Here is a 17,204-nt window from a genome sequence, read left to right on the forward strand (position 1 = left end):
AATAAGCCCACACACGCTTCGCTGGTTCCGGATAATTAGGAGTTCAGATCGTCCAGCAGCTGGTTCATTTGTTCTTGAGCAGTCTTCAGTGCATCCTCTGGGCTGACTTCGCCGCGGATGGCCTGGTTGACGTTGTCGACCAGTGCTTTCTGAACTGAACCGGTGACGTAGAAGACGTCCAAGTATGCTTCTGCGTCTTTAGCGGCATTTGCGGCCTGTTCATATGCAGCCTTGAAGACAGGATCCTGTGCAACCTCCGGCGGGTTTTCCATAATCTTGTCGAGTGCCTCGGTAGCAGCCGGGAAGACGATTGCTCCACCGTCATGTGCCCAGGCGTATTCGTTTTCGGCGTTCGTGATGAACTCGGCCCATTTCATCGCCAGCGGCGCGTTCTGGGTGGTCACGGAGATGCCGACGTACTGGCCTTCATAGACAGGTTTGATACCTTCGTTTGTTGGGAACGGGCCAACACCTGTTGCTTCGTAGACCTGCGGGTTGTTGTCTTTAATGGCTTTCAGGAACGAGGCGTTCGGAGTGCCGAATGCGAGGTTTCCATTGGAATAGGCCTTGGACGGGTCGGGCTCGCCGGTCAGGGAGTCTTTCGGGATGGCGTTGGTCTTGTACAGTTCCGCCATCTTGGTGACGTATCGGACTGCATCTGCATTATCTGCGAAGTCGAACTCAGTGTGGTCATCGTTGAGCAGTTGCACGCCCATTCCATGCAGCTGCGCAACCAGGTACCAGTCTGGTGATCCGTAGATGCCATAGTCGCCGTTTCCGGCTGCCCCCACCTTGGCTGCCGCGTCCAGCAGGTCGTCCATTGTCGAGGGCGCCTTTTCCGGATCCAGTCCGGAACGTTGGAAGACGTCCTTGTTGTATGTGGTGATGTAGGGGCCGAAGTACCAGGGCAGCGCGGTGTGATGATCCTGAGCGCCGAGGTTCGTTGAGTTCCAGATGGTTTCAACGAACTTGTCACCGATCTGGGGTGCTTTGACGTCAAAGTCCATCAGCAAATTGGCTTTGGACAGCGCCAGGATGGATGACGATGCCACGTTGACGACGTCTGCCATCTTGCAGTTTGTTGCCTGGGATGTGATGGCCTGGTCGAAGTCTGTACCTCCGCCCTGGTCGGTCCATTTGATGGTGGTCCCCGGGTTTGCCTCTTCGAATTCCTTGATCTTGGCTTGGAAGAAGTCGGCGAAATCGGTTTGCAGGCCCTGTGTCTGGAAGGTGATTTCGCCTTCCACTTTCGAAGTGTCAACAACGCTGCCGTCAACGTTGCCTTCTGGAATGTCGCAGGCAACGTCGGGCGTTGGGATGCCACTGGCTGATGATGTTCCGCTCTCTTCAGCTCCGCCTCCACACGCTGTTAATGACAGGCATGAAACGGCAAGCACCCCAAGGGCGCCGCGTGTTGCTCGTGTCAATCTCATTTAAAGACCTCCATTGGTCGAGAAGAAAGCCAGCCGGCTGCGTGCCGGTTGACGTCTCTCTAACTATCTCGTGTTAGGTGACAGTGAAAGAATAAGACATTTTTACGGTTTTCACTAACCCCAAAGATCTCTCTTTGATTACGACCGGCGACAAAACCGGTACGTCAGACTTTAACGCTCATCACGTTTCCGCACGTTTTCGATCGGAAATATCGTGAGCGACACACCCCGCACCCACCCACCGTTTCTCACCGTCGATCACAGATGTAAGAAACCTCACACCACACACTCTGGCACCTCAAAATCAGATGCAATTCCCGCGCGTTCGGCCAGCTGTACGCATCGACGCCCTGCGTATCCAGACGATAGTCCACACTCCGGCCAGGCCACGTCAATCCAGCTTCATACAGCACATCCACGAAAGGGCCAATACCCAAATATCTTTTCCAGAACTAACACGATATAGTTACTGTGTTACCGCTCAGAGCTGCGTCGCTCTGGCTGACTTCGCGGTACTTTTTCTTGAAGGAATTCACCATGACACGGACAACTCGGGCTGATGTCGCTCGAAAAGCAGGCGTCGCACCATCCACCGTCTCTCTTATACTCAACGGCCACGGGCACGAAGTCAAGATTGCACCAGCTACGATCGAGCACGTCACGAACGTCGCCCGTGAAATGAACTACGTCCCCAACGCTGCGGCACGATCACTGAGGCGAGGATCCACCAACATCATCGCTTTGATCATGGCTGAACTGCCGGAAGACCCGTTCGTGCCGGTCGTCCACAAAGTACTGACCACAGCCATGATTGAGGTTCAACGTCGCGGCTACCTTCTTCTGCCGCTCTTCCAACCTGAGGGCGATGCCGCCAACCGCCGTTTCATTCAATCGGTGCTCTCCGATATTCAACTGGCAGGTGCAATCTGCGAGACCACCTCCACCCAGCAGTTCGTTGGTCCCCTGCTCAGCCAGCTCGACATTCCAGTGATGTGGATGTCGATGATTGAAACCTCGAACCATTTCGGCGGAGTGGGCCTAGTCAGCATTGATGAAGGAACAGGAGTCCGGGAAATCCTCAGCGACCTCGACGCCACGGACACGTCACGGGCCCTGTACCTTGCAGGCCCCAACATCAACCACTTCCGTCAGGTACCTGTCCTCGAGCATTTCCAGGACCGCGCAGAGTTTCTCTCCCTGCCCACCTGGAGTGCTCACGACTCGTACGAGGCCTGCATGCGCATGCTCACCGCCCACCCCGACATTGATTCAGTATGGTGCGCTGATGACACACAGGCACCGGGCGTCTTCTCCGCTGCACGCGACCTGGGTAAGCATGTCCCCAACGATCTGTCCATCATCGGCTTCGGCGATCACAATGCGCACGAAGACAATTCCATGGGCCTGACCACGGTGATGTGGCCACTGCAGGACATGACGGCAACCGCTGTCAGCCAGCTCATCGAGTCGATTTCAACGCCCAAAGCTGAGCACACAGCTCGCGAGCCTCACCACACGCGCGTCAGTACCACACCCACGTGGCGCACCAGTGCCAAGCGCATTCACAAAAAGTAGGCACCACCATCCTCCACTCCGACGGGCTCGACTCAGGAAGCCCGAGCCGCCCTCGTCCATCCTGAATCCCAACGAAGCCGGTCATCTGCAACACGGCAGCAAAACAGTCCACCTAGCAGCAGCCCAAAGAGCGGACCGCGCGGGTCTGTTGCGCGCGCCGTGCCCACTGATCGGCAGGCGGATAGTCCACGTGCGCCAAAGTCAAGCCATGCGCCGGAGCCAGCGGAGCGGCTGCCTCACGCGAACGCGCATCCAGCAGATGTCTCATCCACGCCGGCGAGCGGCGGCCTGTCCCCACGTCAATCAGTGCTCCCACCAGGGATCGCACCATTGAGTGGCAAAAAGCGTCAGCATGGACGCGCACCAGGATCGGCGACGTTTCCCCCGCCGCCACGACGTCCAGCTGGCGGAGCGTACGGATCGTGGTCGCGCCCTCACGCGGCTTGCAAAAGGACAGAAAATCATGCTCACCGATGACGCTGGAAGCAGCTTCAGCCATGGCTTCCAAATTAAGCGTCTGGCGTGCAGGAACCGTCCAGATGCGTCGCCCGGAAAAGGGGTCACTGCCCGCGCGCTGGTCAAGCAGCCGGTACACATAGTGACGCCCCACAGCGCTGAAACGCGCATCGAAGGTTTCCGGCACGCGATGAGAACTCAGAAGCGCAACGTCGCAGTACCCTCTCGGCGACATCAGCCCGTGCGCCTTCATGAAATCACCGTGCGCGCGGGTAAGCAGAGAGGCCAGACGGTCAACCAGCGCATCTTCGGGTGTGCGCGAGGACCTTCCCGGAAGGCTGTCCCACACCTGCGCCGGCAGGTCGACGTGAGCCACCTGATGATCTGCGTGCACTCCCGCATCGGTGCGTCCCGCCACAGTCACCGCCACTTCCTGGCGGGCGATCAGCGACAGGGCTCGAACCAGTTCACCTTCCACGGTGCGTAGTCCGGGCTGTGCGGCCCAGCCGTGGAAGAAGGTGCCGTCGTATGCCAGGTCAAGCCGCGCCCTCACAGTGTCCATGCGCGAACACCGCCGATGATGCCGGCGTCATTGGGAACGATCACCACGTCGTCACCGAGTTTGGCCCGGTTCATCGCCGTGACGCGTTTCGAGTTTCCACCACCCAGGTACAGGCGATCCCACACGTACATCGGGCGCAGGCCGTCGATCACTCGGCGCACTCGTCGAGACCAGTGCGCGTCTCCCAGCCGGAGGCGTTCATGCTCGCCAATGTAGTCGTCATAGGTCAGTCCCCATCGCACAAATCCCTGCGATACTTCCACGTGCGGCGCGAGCACACCTGAATCGAAAACCGCGTTTCCCAGCCCGGTCCCCAGGGTCACGATCATTTCGAGGCCCGTGCCCGTGATGACACCTGCGCCGGCCACTTCAGCGTCGTTGAGCACCAGTGTCGGCATGCCCAGAGCAGCTTCAAGTGCCCGTCCCATGTCGAAGTTGGCCCATTGCTCGACCAGTTCAGGCAGGATCCGTGATCGCGGGCCGTCACGCGTGATGTAGTGCGGAGTCGTGATGACCACTCCGTGGCGCAGCATGCCAGGCATTCCCATCGTGACGCGCGTGGCGGCAGGCAGTTGCGCGGCAAGGTCCTGTGTGGTCTTGACGAGCAGTTCGGGAGGGAGCGGGTAGGGCGTGGGCGTGCGCACCGGCGATGCGGTCAGCGTTCCGCGCGAGTCGAGCACTGAGGCTTTGATTCCGCCCCCGCCGCAGTCGACAGCGAGGGTCATCTCTTCAGACATGTTCTTAGCATAATGGCTTGCTCTCACCTCGGGTTTCCAACGAGCTGTCCGCCCCACGCCAGCTTCCTGTTCATTGACGAGGGCGACCCATCCGCGGCTCTACCCCTCCCCTGCATGTCCCCAACTGTCGAACTCGCGTGAACTCTGCGGGGTCACCGACTGGCCTGCAACACATCCGTGCTGGTCACAGCAATTTCGGGTCGGGTTCGTGCTGCGCGGCCCCAGTGAGATCGACAGTTGGGGAACGAGGGGCGAGTGCACACGGGCTCCACCTAAAGAGCATCCGACACGGCCGGCACACCAACCGCGCGAATACACGGAAGCTGGGTAAACCCACACGGGGTTTACCCAGCTTCCGATCAGCCATCCGCTGGACTGGTCACCGCTCAATCAGCGCAGTGCCAGTCAGATCAGCAGGTCACGACGGTGCATGACTACTTGGCAGCTTCCTCAGCGTCGGTTTCAGCTTTGTCGTCAGCTGACTCCTGTGAAGCGGCTTCGTCAGCAGCCGGCTCGGCTGTTTCTGCTGCTTCAGCTTCGGTCTCGGCCTTTTCGTCAGCCTTGTCGGTCGCCTTGGAATCCTTACCGGACTTTGCAGCAGCCTTCGAAGCGGTACGCTCAGCGTCGGCAACGACAGCCTTCTTCTCGACTTTCTCCATGACAAGCTCGATACGAGCCATCGGAGCATTGTCGCCGCGGCGCGGCCCCAGCTTGGTGATGCGGGTGTAGCCACCGTTGCGCTCTGGATCCATGGCCGGAACGATCTCGTCGAACAGCATGTACAGGACATCCTTGTTCGGGATCTTGCGGGCAACCGTGCGGCGAGCGTGAATGTCGCCGCGCTTTGCCTTAGTGACCAGCTTTTCAACGTACGGCTGCAGCGCGCGGGCCTTGGCCTCGGTCGTGGTGATCGCACGGTGTTCGATCAGTTGAGCAGCAAGGTTAGCCAACAGCAGCTTCTGGTGCGCTGGGCTGCCACCCAAACGTGGGCCCTTCTTAGGGGTGGGCATGAGTTTCTCCTACACAGTTTGTTTGGGCGTCCTCGTCCATCGATGACGGCCGCTGGAGGCGGCACGGACGCAAAGTGGATTCGATCAGAAAGACTGGTCGTCACTGAACTGAACGTTTCCGGCGTCTTCTCCGCCGGCGCGTTCAGGCATGACTGCATCCTTGAGGGTCATACCCAAGGATGCCAAGGCTTCCTTGATCTCCTCGATGGACTTGGTTCCGAAGTTGCGGATATCCAGCAGGTCAGCCTCAGAGTGGGCAACGAGTTCACCCACGGTGAGGATGCCGCGTCGACGCAGCGCGTTGTACGAACGGGACTGCAGGTTCAGGCTTTCGATCGGCAAGGCCAGGTCTTGCGCAAGGGTCTCATCGGTAGTCGATGGGCCCACTTCGATGCCTTCTGCTTCCTCGTTCAGTTCGCGCATGAGGCCGAAGAGCTCCACCAGGGTGCTTCCGGCTGACGCGAGAGCATCGCGCGGGCTGATAGCTGGCTTGGTTTCCACATCGATGATCAGACGATCAAAGTCGGTGCGTTGCTCGACACGGGTGGCCTCCACCTTGTATGTCACTTTGAGCACCGGCGAGTAGATCGAATCGATCGGGATGCGGGAGATCTCAGCTTGCGGATCCTTGTTCTGAGCAGCGGAAACGTAGCCACGGCCACGCTCAACCGTCAGTTCAATCTCGAGCTTGCCCTTCTCATTGAGCGTTGCCAGATGAAGGTCAGGGTTGTGGATTTCCACGCCTGCAGGAGGAGTAATATCCCCTGCGACGACCTCACCGGGGCCAGCCTTGCGCAGGTACATCACGACAGGCTCATCCTCTTCAGAGGACAGAACGATGTCTTTGATGTTCAGGATGATCTCAGCGACGTCTTCCTTCACGCCTTCCACCGTGTGGAATTCGTGTGGCACACCGTCAATGCGGATCGAGGTGACCGCTGCGCCCGGAATGGACGACAGCAATGTACGGCGCAGGGAGTTACCCAGTGTGTATCCAAACCCAGGCTCGAGTGGCTCAAGAGTGAAACGGGAGCGGTAATCGCTCACCTTCTCCTCTGAGAGGATGGGGCGTTCTGCAATGAGCACGTCTTGGTCCTTTCTTTCCGACAACCGCTATATGATGTCGGATTTGTGGTCCCGTCACGCGAACAGTGACGGAAAAAACAGGGTGCAGATGGTTCCCACTTGTGTGGGAACATCGTGACGTGGGACGCGGACGGGTCGCCCTCGTCCCTCACACGGGTCTTTCAGACGCGGCGACGTTTCGGGGGACGTGCACCGTTGTGAGCCTGCGGAGTGACATCCTGAATGGATCCAACCTCAAGACCAGCGGCCTGCAGCGAACGAATCGCCGTTTCGCGGCCGGAGCCCGGGCCCTTGACGAAAACGTCAACCTTCTTCATGCCCTGTTCCTGCGCGCGACGTGCTGCAGCCTCAGCGGCAAGCTGAGCGGCGAACGGGGTGGACTTACGTGAGCCCTTGAAACCGACCTGACCGGACGATGACCATGACAGGACAGCGCCGGTGGGATCGGTGATGGAGACGATCGTGTTATTGAACGTCGACTTGATGAACGCCTTGCCGTGCGTGACGTTCTTGCGCTCTTTACGACGCGGCTTACGCGCCGAAGATGAGCGAGTAGACTTGACAGCCATTGATTTTCCTTTTGAAGTCGAGGGGGCCAGGTTTCATCACCCAGCTCTATGAGTTACTTGGTGGCTTTCTTCTTGCCAGCCACGGTGCGCTTGGGTCCTTTACGGGTACGCGCATTTGTCTTCGTCCGCTGACCATGAACAGGCAGGCCAAAACGGTGGCGCATGCCCTGGTAGCATCCGATCTCGATCTTGCGGCGGATATCGGCTTGGACCTCACGACGCAAGTCGCCTTCGACCTTAAAGTTGGCCTCGATGTAGTCGCGCAGCTTGACCATATCTTCTTCACTGGCGTCGCGTACGCGAAGGTCGGGGCTGACCCCGGTTGCTTCAAGTGTTTCCTTGGCGCGGGTGCGTCCCACACCGTAAATGTAAGTAAGCGCAATCTCCATCCGCTTTTCACGGGGGAGGTCAACGCCGGCAATACGTGCCATGACTTTTCTCCACATGGTTTTCGGAGGTCGTCACCCCGTCTCTGATCCATCAATCAGCCCCGGCCTCCGAACCAGGGGTCCCGCTTGCGCGGTCGACGGTGTGCTGTGGGCAAATCGCCCGCCAGTGGCTCACTGCCACTGAGCAGCTACGGCTTTCAGCCTTGACGCTGCTTGTGCCTGGGGTTGTCGCAAATAACCATGACGTTGCCGTGGCGACGAATCACCTTGCACTTGTCACAGATCTTCTTGACACTAGGCTTGACCTTCATGGTGCACCTCCACGTCGCCAGGCGACGCTTGTTGTGTCGGTTTACTTGTATCGGTAGACGATTCGACCCTTTTCAAGGTCATACGGGCTGAGCTCGACGACTACGCGGTCTTCAGGCAGGATACGAATGTAGTGCTGACGCATCTTTCCTGAGATGTATCCCAGAACTTCGTGACCGTTGGTGAGCTCAACACGAAACATCGCGTTCGGCAACGCCTCAATAACGGTGCCTTCGACCTCAATAACTCCGTCTTTCTTCGCCATGTCCTCCGTCTATCCTCTACGTTTGTCAGTAGGGCTCACGGCCGAAACCGTGGCGGGCGTTCCCCTCGCCAATCGGCAAGAAAGTCAGCCCGACTGTCCATTCTAGAGGAGGATGCAACGCCGGTGAAGCCCATTCAGTGGGATATCCCTCACGCGCCGGACTCGAGTTGCCTTCCATATTGAGGAGGGCGACGCCTGGAGCGCCGATCACACAGCAATCAGAAATACGCAGGCTGCGTGTATCAGTCCAGTGAAATGGGGGTTACTCGGTAAGGAGCCAGGCCCTCTACCCCACCGTCTGGCGCAGTCAGGACTGAAATGCCCTCGTCCATGATGGCAACGGAGTGCTCCCAGTGCGCGGCATCGCTGTGATCCAGTGTGTGCACGGTCCACCCGTCAGCTTCGGTGCGCGTCGCAGGATTGCCCGACACGAGGATGGGTTCGACCGCCAGCACCATACCTGGCTTCAGACGCGGGCTGATCCCGGTCGCACGGTAGTTCAACACGTCGGGCGGTTGATGCATCGCCGTTCCGATGCCGTGTCCGCCGAATTCTTCAACGATCTGTGCTTCCCACCCGAACGTGTCCCGGTAATCCTCGCAGGTGTCTTCAACAGCTTGTCCCACCGCGCTGACGCGGCGAGCTGAAGCCAACGATGCGATCGCACGCCACATAGCAGCGCGCGTCACTTCGTTGAGTTCACGCCGGCGCTGAGATGCGGCCTGTTCATCGCCCACAATCATGGAGAACGCGGCATCACCGTGCCAGCCGCGGCCGTGGTGCGTCACGTAGGCTCCGCAGTCGAAGGAGACGATGTCGCCGTTGCGCAGGACATCATCATTCGGAATGCCGTGCACAACAGTGTCATTGACGCTGATACAGACCGTCGCCGGGTAACCGAAGTAGTTCAGGAAATTCGAGGTCGCTCCCGCCTGGGAAATCACTTCGGCACTGATGCGGTCCAGTTCCGTCAATGTGACGCCTGGTTGAGCCGCGCGGCGCAGTGCTGCGTGGATATCCGCCACGATCAAACCTGCGCGACGCATCTGCAGAATCTGATCCCTGGTTTTCAGCTCAATACGCGCGTGACCCATCGTCCTCAGCGACCTTCTGAGACCGAAGCATCCGCATTTGCCGAGGCAGCAGCGCCGCCCTGGTCAGACGAGCTGGAGCTGGCAGGCTCCGAAGCCTCAGCTGGGTCATCTTCGGGGAATTCTTCCGCCCCGCAGCACTCTCCTTCACCGTTTTGGTGGGCTTCGAACCACGGATCACGAGGATCGTCGAGGGTGGCCTGGCCGCCCGTCACCTCATCCGCGCCGGCACCGTCCGCTGAGTCAGCACCGCTCCCGGAGCCGGCACCGTTCAGTGAATCGAGAATGGCAAAAATGCGTTCGCTGACTTCTTCGACCGACCCGTTCGCATCGACTGCTTCGAGCAGATCCTGATCGACATAGTACGTGGCGACCGGCTCAGTTTGCGTATGGTAAACCGCCAGGCGATGACGGATAACCGGCTCAGTGTCGTCTGAGCGGTGCTGTTCGGTTGCGCGCTTGAGCATGCGGTGCACAACCTGATCTTCATCCGCCTGAAGCTCGATCACCACGTCAAGTTCGGTTCCCAGGTCAGCGAGCGTGTCACGCAAAGCATGTGCCTGCTCAACAGTGCGCGGATAGCCATCGAGCAGGAAGCCCTCAGCGGCATCAGGCGCCTTCAGGCGAGCATGCACCATCGGGTTGATGACCGAGTCGGGAACAAGTTCGCCGCGATCCATGTAGGACTGTGCGAGGATGCCGAGTTCCGTCTGTTCGGCAATGTTGGCGCGGAAAATTTCCCCTGTTGAAATGGCCGGGATGCCGAGTTTGCATGCAATTATGCTTGCTTGAGTTCCTTTGCCCGCTCCAGGAGGACCGAGCAGGATAATAGCTGTCATCGAAGGAATCCCTCGTAATGATGTTGTTCGAGCTGAGTGTTGATTTCTTTCACGGTCTGCAGGCCGACGCCGACCATAATCAGCAGCGTGGTACCACCGAACGGCATCTGTCCATTCTGCAGACCGAGTGGGATCATCATCAGCGACGGTACAAGGGCGACAATCATCAGGTAGAACGCACCCGCCGTGGTAATGCGGTTCATGACGTAACGCAGGAATTCAGCGGTCGGGCGTCCAGCACGGTACCCCACGATGAAACCGCCGTAGCGTTTCATGTTGTCGGCAACCTCGTCCGGGTTGAAGGTGATGGAAGTGTAGAAGAATGCGAAGCCGAGGATCATCAGGGCGTACAGCACGAGGTAGAGCCATGACTGGTGGTTGAAGTTTGAACGCACCCACTGCACCCACGTCGATTCTGGTGAGCCAAAGTTCGCCATCATCACCGGCATAGCCAGGATCGATGACGCGAAGATGACGGGGATAACGCCCGACATATTGATCTTCAGCGGGATGTATGTCGAGGAACCGCCGTACATGCGGCGGCCGATCATGCGCTTGGCGTACTGAACGGGGATTCGGCGCTGTGATTGCTCGATGTAGACAATGGCAAGTGCGACTACGAGGATCATGCCGACAATTGCGGCAACTTTGCCCCAGCCGCCACCTTGTCCGATCGAGAACAACTGAGCAGGCATACGAGCGGTGATCGACGTGAAGATCAGCAGTGACATGCCATTGCCGATGCCACGCTCAGTGATCAATTCACCCAGCCACATGATGACGGCGGTACCCGCGGTCATAACAACGATCATCACGAGGTACATGGGGATGGACCGGTCAGCTATGATGTCGTGCTGGCAGCCGGGGAACATGTTGCCCGAGCGCGCCATGTACACCATGGTGGTCGACTGCAGTACGCCGAGGAAGATTGTGCCGTACCGCGTGTATTGCGTGAGCTTGGCCTGACCCGTCTGACCTTCCTTGTGCAGGTCATCGAATCGAGGAATGACAACTCGCAGAAGCTGGACGATGATCGACGCCGTAATGTACGGCATGATGCCGAGCGCGAAGATCGACAGCTGGAGCAACGCGCCGCCTGAGAACAGGTCGACGAGCCCGAGCAGGGATCCTTCTTCCTGAGTTGCCAGGCACTTCTGCACGTTGACAGTGTTGACGCCTGGGGTCGGGATAAATGCTCCGAGGCGGAATACCGCCATGATCATCAAGGAGAACAGCAACTTCCGACGCAGGTCAGGAGTGCGGAACGCCTGTGTGAAGGCACTTAACACGGCTTCCTCTTCCTAGGTTGATGGTGTGACAGCTTGACGCAATCACAACTTTACTCACCGTGCCTAGCCTACCCGAGTTAGCACGTCTCACGTCAATTGGATTGGCTACACCGCGGTTTTTCGTTAGTTCATTGCCGAGGGCGACCCGATGACGCGCCATCTGCGCCCATGTGATCGACCTGCGACACTATGGGGGTGGTTTGGCTAACAAACCACCCCCACCGTGTTTCAGACTTATCGCACCGTGACGGTGCCACCAGCCTGCGTGATCTTGTCCTGAGCCGATTGTGAGCATGCATCCACATCCAGGGTGAATGCGCTGGTCACTTCTCCGCCTCCGAGGACCTTGACCGGGTGTCCGTCACGAACAGCTCCCTTTTGAGCCAGGTCTTCCGATGAAACGGAGCCGCCCTCGGGGAACAGTTCCTGCAGCTTGCCGACGTTAACCACCTGGTATTCCACGCGGAACGGATTCTTGAATCCGCGCAGCTGAGGAAGACGCACGTGAATCGGCTTGGCGCCGCCCTCGAAGCCAGCTGGGACGGAACGGCGGGCCTTGGTGCCCTTCGTGCCGCGGCCGGCGGTTTTACCCTTGGAGCCTTCACCACGACCCACACGGATCTTGGCCTTATTGGCTCCCCTGGCGGGACGCAGGTCGTGCAGCTTGAGGATGCCTGCGGGGGCTTCCTCAGTCGTCTTGTTCGACGTTGATTTCGCCATGATCAGTCAGCCTCCTCCACTGTAATCAGGTGTCGCACTGTGTTGATCATTCCGCGAACTGACTCGGAATCCTCACGCACAACGCTTTGGCGGATCTTGCGCAGCCCAAGGGTACGCATGGTCTCTTTCATGTTCTGCTTGGCGCCGATCGTTGATCGAACCTGCGTGATCTTGAGTTTTGCCATTATTCACTCACCCCTGCGGAGGCTTTGGCGGCTTCCTTCTGCTCGGCCTGAGCTTTCTTTTCCGCTTCGCCTTCTGCCTGTGCGCGCAACATGCCGGACGGAGCAACACGCTCCACCGGAAGTCCGCGACGTGCGGCCACTGCTTCAGGTGTTTCCAGCTGCTTCAGAGCTGCCACCGTTGCTCGGACGATGTTAAGTGCATTGTCGGATCCGAGCGACTTGGTCAGCACGTCCTGTACGCCAGCTGCCTCGAGGACGGCGCGCACAGGGCCGCCGGCAATAACGCCGGTACCTGGTGTTGCGGGACGCAGCAGCACGATTCCGGCTGCATCTTCGCCCTGGACCAGGTGAGTGATCGTGCGGCGGATCATGGGCACGTGGAAGAAGGACTTCTTAGCTTCTTCAACGCCCTTGGAAATAGCCTGGGGAACTTCCTTGGCCTTTCCGTAGCCGACGCCGACGGTGCCTTCGCCATCGCCCACCACTACCAGAGCGGTGAAGCTGAAGCGACGTCCACCCTTGACCACCTTGGATACGCGGTTGATCGTGACGACACGCTCGATGTATTGGTTCTTGTCTTCGTTGCGACGGTTGTCGCGACGGTCAGTGTTACGCCCCTGGCGGCGATCGCGACGCTCGCTGTCACGTTCGTTGCGCCCGGAGGATTCCTGACCGTTTCTGCTTCGCTGCGCTGCAGCCATCAGTTGATCTCTCTTTCCCTCAGTCGCTTTCAGAGGTTCAATCCGCCCTCACGGGCGGCCTCTGCGACAGCCGCGACGCGGCCGTGATACTTGTATCCTGCGCGGTCGAAGACCACTGCGGAGATGCCAGCAGCTTTGGCGCGCTCTGCGATCAGTTCGCCTACACGGTGAGCCTTGTCCACCTTCGAGCCTTCTGCCGAAGCAAATTCGTCTTCCATCGTGGAAGCGGACACGAGGGTGTTGCCAACCGTATCGTCGATGACCTGTGCGACCATGTGGCGGTTCGAACGGGTCACGACCAAGCGCGGGCACTCGGCTGTGCCGCTGATCTTCTTGCGAAGACGCTGATGGCGACGCTTACGCGCAACAACTTTGCCTTTGCCTTTGACGGAGTAGCCCATCACTTACCAGCCTTTCCGACCTTGCGGCGGATCGTTTCACCCACGTAGTGAATACCCTTGCCCTTGTACGGTTCAGGCTTCTTGATCTTACGAATCCGCGCTGCAGTTTCACCGACGAGTTGCTTATCGATGCCTGAGACCGTGAACTTCGTTTGTGAGTCAACCGTGAAGTCAATGCCTTCAGGGGCCTTGAACGGAACGGTGTGGGAGAATCCCAGCGAGAATTCCAAGTCCTTGCCCTTGGCGACTACGCGGTAACCGGTGCCGGTGATCTCGAGCTGTTTGCTGAAGCCCTGGGTCACGCCCACAACCATGTTGTTGATCAGTGAACGGCTCAGTCCGTGCAGTGAACGGGCTTCGCGGCCGTCATCCGCACGCTCGACGATGATCTGGCCGTCCTCGACGCGTGCTGAGATCAGATGAGGAAGCTCATGGCTCAGTTCGCCCTTGGGGCCTTTCACCGTGACTGTGGCGCTCTTGATGTCGACGTCAACTCCCGACGGGATTGCGATTGGGCTCTTACCGATTCGTGACATTGTCGGTTCCCCCTCTCACCAGACGTAGGCGAGGACTTCCCCACCTACACCCTTGTCGGATGCCTGACGGTCGGTCAGCAGACCGGAAGATGTGGACAGAATAGCCACACCCAGTCCGCCGCGGACCTTCGGCAAGTTCGTCGACTTCGCATAAACGCGCAGGCCTGGCTTGGACACGCGTTGCAGACCTTCAATTGCACGCTCACGCTTGGAGCCGTACTTGAGATTGAGGATCAGTGTTTTGCCAACGCGAGCATCCTCGACGGAGGTCGAGGCAATGTAGCCCTCTTCCACCAGGATGTTCGCAATGGCGGCCTTCAGCTTGGAGTACGGCATGGAGACCGACTCGTGCTGAGCCGAGTTTGCGTTACGCAGACGCGTCAGCATGTCTGCGATGGGATCAGTCATTGTCATGGGGACTAATTCCCCTTCCTCGTCGCGGTTTCCACCGGGGTCCCCGGGACCTACGACGTAGTGCTTACCAGCTGCTCTTTGTCACGCCTGGGAGTTCGCCACGAAGGGCGAGCTCACGCAGGCAGACTCGACACAGTCCGAACTTGCGGTAGACCGAGCGCGGGCGTCCGCACCGGCTGCACCGGGTGTAGCCACGGACACCGAACTTCGGGGCGCGCGCGGCTTTGATCTTGAGAGACGTCTTAGCCATGGTCAGTCCTCCTTAAAGGGGAAGCCGAGGTGACGTAGCAGTGCACGGCCCTCCTCATCGGTGCGGGCTGAGGTCACGATTGTGATGTCCATGCCGCGCACGCGGTCGATGCTGTCCTGATCGATCTCGTGGAACATGGACTGTTCCGACAGACCGAAGGTGTAATTGCCGTTGCCGTCAAATTGCTTCGATGACAGTCCGCGGAAGTCGCGGATACGGGGCAGAGCGGTCGACAGAAGACGGTCAAGGAACTCCCACATGCGATCGCCACGCAAGGTGACGTGTGCGCCGATGGGCTGGCCTTCACGCAGTTTGAACTGTGCGATGGACTTCTTGGCCTTGGTCGTCACAGGCTTCTGGCCGGTGATTGCCGTCAAGTCGCGCAGTGCTCCTTCAAGTGCCTTCGAGTCACGAGCGGCTTCACCAACGCCCATGTTGACGACGATCTTGGTGAGACCGCCCACCTCCATGACGTTGCTGTGCTTGAACTCGTCACGCAGCGCTTGACGAATCTCTGAGTTGTACTTTTCTTTCAGACGCGGGGCCATGATCAGATCTCCTTGCCCTGCTCGATACCTGCTGCCACGCGACCACGGGTCACGCGAACACGCACGGTGCGGGTACGACCGTCACGCTCAACCTGGTCTTCCCTGAAGCCCACGCGAACGCGCTGCTTTGTGTCGGGATCAACCAGAGCGACCTTGGACAGTGAAATCGGTGCTTCCACTGTTTCAATGCCGCCACTTGAGTTCTGGGACTGTCCCTGGCGCACATGACGTGTCTTCAGGTTGACACCCTCGACCAGGACCTTCTGTTCCTTCGGGAACACCTTGATGACGCGACCCTGGCGGCCCTTGTCACCTGGCTTGAGGGGTTCAAGGCCCTCAGCTTCGCGGCGCTCGTTGCGCTTGGCGAGCTTGGCCTCGTCTGACGTGCGTCCACGGACAACCTCGACGAGGTCGCCTTTACGAATCTTCGCTGCCATCAGAGCACCTCCGGGGCAAGTGAAATGATGCGCATGAACTTCCTGTCGCGCAGCTCCCTGCCGACAGGTCCGAAAATACGCGTCCCGCGTGGCTCCCCATTGCTGTTGAGAATCACTGCGGCATTTTCATCGAATCGAATGTAGGAACCGTCGGAACGACGCGTTTCCTTACGCGTACGTACGACGACCGCCTTAACGACTTCGCCCTTCTTGACGTTGCCGCCTGGGATAGCGTCTTTGACGGTGGCGACAATCGTGTCGCCAATTCCGGCGTAGCGTCGACCCGAACCGCCGAGAACACGGATGGTCAGGATCTCCTTTGCACCTGTGTTATCAGCGACTTTCAGTCGCGACTCCTGCTGGATCATTGTGTGTGACTCCTGTCGTCGTGCCGGTTCTCATCGCAGCGCGGTTGCGCCACTAGAGCCTGACCGAACGGATGATGGTCTATGAGGACGAATTACTTCGCCTTTTCGATGATCTCCGCGACGCGCCAGCGCTTGGTGGCTGACAGCGGGCGGGTCTCCATGATGCGAACGAGGTCACCGACGTGGCACTCGTTGTTCTCGTCGTGGGCCTTAACCTTTTTCCTCTTACGCATGACTTTGCCGTAAAGTGCGTGCTTCATGCGGTCTTCGAGCTCAACGACGACGGTTTTATCCATCTTGTCGCTGGTCACGTAGCCACGACGAACCTTACGGAAATTACGTGCGACAGCCTCATTAGTGGTCTCGGACATGCGACTCACTCCTTCGTAGTGGGGGCTGTGCGGAAGCCGAGCTCCCGCTCACGGCTAATGGTGTAGATCCGGGCAATGTTGCGACGAACTACCTTCATGCGTCCATGGTCCTCGAGAGAACCGACGGCTTGGGAAAAGCGCAGGTTGAACAGTTCAGCCTTAGCTTTCTCGAGCTCCTTGGACAGCTGTGCTGCGTCCATTGCATCCAGGTCGGCGGTCGTCAGACCTTTGTCGGCCATCAGAGTTCACCACCCTCTCGGACCACAAATCGGGTCTTCATTGGAAGTTTGTGCTGGGCACGGCTCAGAGCTTCGCGAGCGAGCTCCTCGGAAACGCCGCCCAGTTCGAACATAATGCGGCCCGGCTTGACGGGGGCGACCCACCATTCAGGAGCGCCTTTACCGGAACCCATACGGGTTTCTGCGGGCTTCTTGGTCAGCGGGCGGTCAGGGAAGATGTTGATCCACACCTTGCCGCCACGCTTCACGTGACGGGTCACTGCAATACGAGCTGCCTCGATTTGACGGTTCGTGACATAGGCGCCTTCAAGAGCCTGGATGCCGTAGTCGCCGAAGGCCAGCTCGGTGCCGCCTTTAGCCACACCAGTGCGGTGTGGACGATGCTGCTTGCGGAACTTGGTCCGACGGGGAATGAGCATAAGAC

General features: G+C 58.9%; 25 protein-coding genes and 1 pseudogene. 1 reads left to right on the top strand and 25 read right to left on the bottom strand.

Features of this window, described 5'->3' with window-relative positions; all coding sequences use genetic code 11:
- Positions 1–35: 35 nt before the first annotated feature.
- The gene (locus HMPREF2975_RS07955; protein WP_058237138.1) at positions 36–1,433 is read right to left on the bottom strand and encodes an extracellular solute-binding protein; all 1,398 of its coding nucleotides are present in this window, start codon (positions 1,431–1,433) and stop codon (positions 36–38) included.
- A gap of 537 nt (positions 1,434–1,970) precedes the next feature.
- On the opposite strand from HMPREF2975_RS07955, the gene HMPREF2975_RS07960 reads away from it, so the two are divergent.
- Positions 1,971–3,008, top strand: coding sequence for a LacI family DNA-binding transcriptional regulator (locus tag HMPREF2975_RS07960; RefSeq protein WP_070726966.1), 1,038 nt, complete (start codon positions 1,971–1,973; stop codon positions 3,006–3,008).
- Between the two features lie 112 nt (positions 3,009–3,120).
- On the opposite strand, the gene truA is transcribed toward HMPREF2975_RS07960, so the two are convergent.
- The 24 genes and pseudogenes from truA to rplP all read right to left on the bottom strand — a co-directional run bounded on the left by truA (position 3,121) and on the right by rplP (position 17,199).
- Positions 3,121–4,026, bottom strand: coding sequence for a tRNA pseudouridine(38-40) synthase TruA (gene truA, locus HMPREF2975_RS07965; RefSeq protein ID WP_070726967.1), 906 nt, complete (start codon positions 4,024–4,026; stop codon positions 3,121–3,123).
- The gene (locus HMPREF2975_RS07970) at positions 4,014–4,763 is read right to left on the bottom strand and encodes an ROK family protein (protein ID WP_058237141.1); all 750 of its coding nucleotides are present in this window, start codon (positions 4,761–4,763) and stop codon (positions 4,014–4,016) included. Before HMPREF2975_RS07970 ends, truA begins: the two co-directional genes overlap by 13 nt.
- Before the next feature lie 434 nt (positions 4,764–5,197).
- A complete protein-coding gene (rplQ, locus tag HMPREF2975_RS07975) occupies positions 5,198–5,773 on the bottom strand; it encodes a 50S ribosomal protein L17 (protein ID WP_070726969.1) in 576 nt (191 codons plus the stop codon).
- Between the two features lie 84 nt (positions 5,774–5,857).
- Positions 5,858–6,859, bottom strand: a complete 1,002-nt coding sequence (locus tag HMPREF2975_RS07980) for a DNA-directed RNA polymerase subunit alpha (RefSeq protein WP_058237143.1) — start codon at positions 6,857–6,859, stop codon at positions 5,858–5,860.
- A gap of 161 nt (positions 6,860–7,020) precedes the next feature.
- The gene (gene rpsK / locus HMPREF2975_RS07985) at positions 7,021–7,428 is read right to left on the bottom strand and encodes a 30S ribosomal protein S11 (RefSeq protein WP_058237144.1); all 408 of its coding nucleotides are present in this window, start codon (positions 7,426–7,428) and stop codon (positions 7,021–7,023) included.
- Positions 7,429–7,481: 53 nt separating this feature from the next.
- Positions 7,482–7,859, bottom strand: coding sequence for a 30S ribosomal protein S13 (rpsM, locus tag HMPREF2975_RS07990; protein ID WP_058237145.1), 378 nt, complete (start codon positions 7,857–7,859; stop codon positions 7,482–7,484).
- Positions 7,860–8,014: 155 nt separating this feature from the next.
- Positions 8,015–8,128: a 50S ribosomal protein L36 gene (gene rpmJ, locus HMPREF2975_RS12075; RefSeq protein ID WP_003790577.1), complete on the bottom strand. Its 114-nt coding sequence runs from the start codon at positions 8,126–8,128 to the stop codon at positions 8,015–8,017.
- A gap of 41 nt (positions 8,129–8,169) precedes the next feature.
- Positions 8,170–8,391 carry a translation initiation factor IF-1 gene (gene infA / locus HMPREF2975_RS07995; protein ID WP_058237146.1) on the bottom strand — a complete coding sequence of 74 codons (222 nt, stop codon included), beginning with the start codon at positions 8,389–8,391 and terminating at the stop codon, positions 8,170–8,172.
- Positions 8,392–8,633: 242 nt separating this feature from the next.
- A complete protein-coding gene (gene map, locus HMPREF2975_RS08000) occupies positions 8,634–9,485 on the bottom strand; it encodes a type I methionyl aminopeptidase (protein WP_070726971.1) in 852 nt (283 codons plus the stop codon).
- A gap of 269 nt (positions 9,486–9,754) precedes the next feature.
- Positions 9,755–10,321: pseudogene (locus tag HMPREF2975_RS08005) on the bottom strand (adenylate kinase); the annotation flags it as partial.
- A complete protein-coding gene (gene secY / locus HMPREF2975_RS08010; RefSeq protein WP_070726973.1) occupies positions 10,318–11,610 on the bottom strand; it encodes a preprotein translocase subunit SecY in 1,293 nt (430 codons plus the stop codon). The gene secY and the pseudogene HMPREF2975_RS08005, both read right to left, overlap by 4 nt.
- Positions 11,611–11,844: 234 nt before the next feature.
- Positions 11,845–12,330, bottom strand: coding sequence for a 50S ribosomal protein L15 (gene rplO, locus HMPREF2975_RS08015; RefSeq protein WP_070726976.1), 486 nt, complete (start codon positions 12,328–12,330; stop codon positions 11,845–11,847).
- 2 nt (positions 12,331–12,332) lie between these two features.
- Positions 12,333–12,515, bottom strand: a complete 183-nt coding sequence (gene rpmD / locus HMPREF2975_RS08020) for a 50S ribosomal protein L30 (protein WP_058237150.1) — start codon at positions 12,513–12,515, stop codon at positions 12,333–12,335.
- The gene (rpsE, locus tag HMPREF2975_RS08025; RefSeq protein WP_058237151.1) at positions 12,515–13,216 is read right to left on the bottom strand and encodes a 30S ribosomal protein S5; all 702 of its coding nucleotides are present in this window, start codon (positions 13,214–13,216) and stop codon (positions 12,515–12,517) included. The genes rpmD and rpsE overlap by 1 nt, the downstream gene beginning before the upstream one ends.
- A 29-nt stretch (positions 13,217–13,245) precedes the next feature.
- Positions 13,246–13,617 (bottom strand): 50S ribosomal protein L18, encoded by a 372-nt coding sequence (gene rplR, locus HMPREF2975_RS08030; protein ID WP_058237152.1) that lies wholly within the window; start codon positions 13,615–13,617, stop codon positions 13,246–13,248.
- Entirely contained in the window at positions 13,617–14,153 is a 537-nt protein-coding gene (gene rplF / locus HMPREF2975_RS08035) for a 50S ribosomal protein L6 (protein ID WP_058237153.1), read from the bottom strand. Before rplF ends, rplR begins: the two co-directional genes overlap by 1 nt.
- Before the next feature lie 15 nt (positions 14,154–14,168).
- Positions 14,169–14,567: a 30S ribosomal protein S8 gene (gene rpsH, locus HMPREF2975_RS08040; protein WP_058237154.1), complete on the bottom strand. Its 399-nt coding sequence runs from the start codon at positions 14,565–14,567 to the stop codon at positions 14,169–14,171.
- 64 nt (positions 14,568–14,631) lie between these two features.
- Positions 14,632–14,817: a type Z 30S ribosomal protein S14 gene (locus HMPREF2975_RS12080; protein ID WP_058237155.1), complete on the bottom strand. Its 186-nt coding sequence runs from the start codon at positions 14,815–14,817 to the stop codon at positions 14,632–14,634.
- Positions 14,818–14,819: 2 nt separating this feature from the next.
- The gene (gene rplE, locus HMPREF2975_RS08045; protein ID WP_070726977.1) at positions 14,820–15,365 is read right to left on the bottom strand and encodes a 50S ribosomal protein L5; all 546 of its coding nucleotides are present in this window, start codon (positions 15,363–15,365) and stop codon (positions 14,820–14,822) included.
- 2 nt (positions 15,366–15,367) lie between these two features.
- Positions 15,368–15,802, bottom strand: a complete 435-nt coding sequence (rplX, locus tag HMPREF2975_RS08050; protein WP_058237157.1) for a 50S ribosomal protein L24 — start codon at positions 15,800–15,802, stop codon at positions 15,368–15,370.
- Entirely contained in the window at positions 15,802–16,170 is a 369-nt protein-coding gene (gene rplN / locus HMPREF2975_RS08055) for a 50S ribosomal protein L14 (RefSeq protein ID WP_058237158.1), read from the bottom strand. The genes rplX and rplN overlap by 1 nt, the downstream gene beginning before the upstream one ends.
- Before the next feature lie 92 nt (positions 16,171–16,262).
- Positions 16,263–16,541, bottom strand: coding sequence for a 30S ribosomal protein S17 (gene rpsQ / locus HMPREF2975_RS08060; protein ID WP_058237159.1), 279 nt, complete (start codon positions 16,539–16,541; stop codon positions 16,263–16,265).
- A gap of 5 nt (positions 16,542–16,546) precedes the next feature.
- A complete protein-coding gene (rpmC, locus tag HMPREF2975_RS08065) occupies positions 16,547–16,780 on the bottom strand; it encodes a 50S ribosomal protein L29 (RefSeq protein ID WP_058237160.1) in 234 nt (77 codons plus the stop codon).
- Positions 16,780–17,199, bottom strand: a complete 420-nt coding sequence (rplP, locus tag HMPREF2975_RS08070; protein WP_058237161.1) for a 50S ribosomal protein L16 — start codon at positions 17,197–17,199, stop codon at positions 16,780–16,782. Before rplP ends, rpmC begins: the two co-directional genes overlap by 1 nt.
- Between the last annotated feature and the right edge of the window lie 5 nt (positions 17,200–17,204).

This window comes from Actinomyces sp. HMSC065F12, from assembly GCF_001814535.1.
GTDB classification, from domain to species: Bacteria; Actinomycetota; Actinomycetes; order Actinomycetales; family Actinomycetaceae; genus Pauljensenia; species Pauljensenia radingae_A.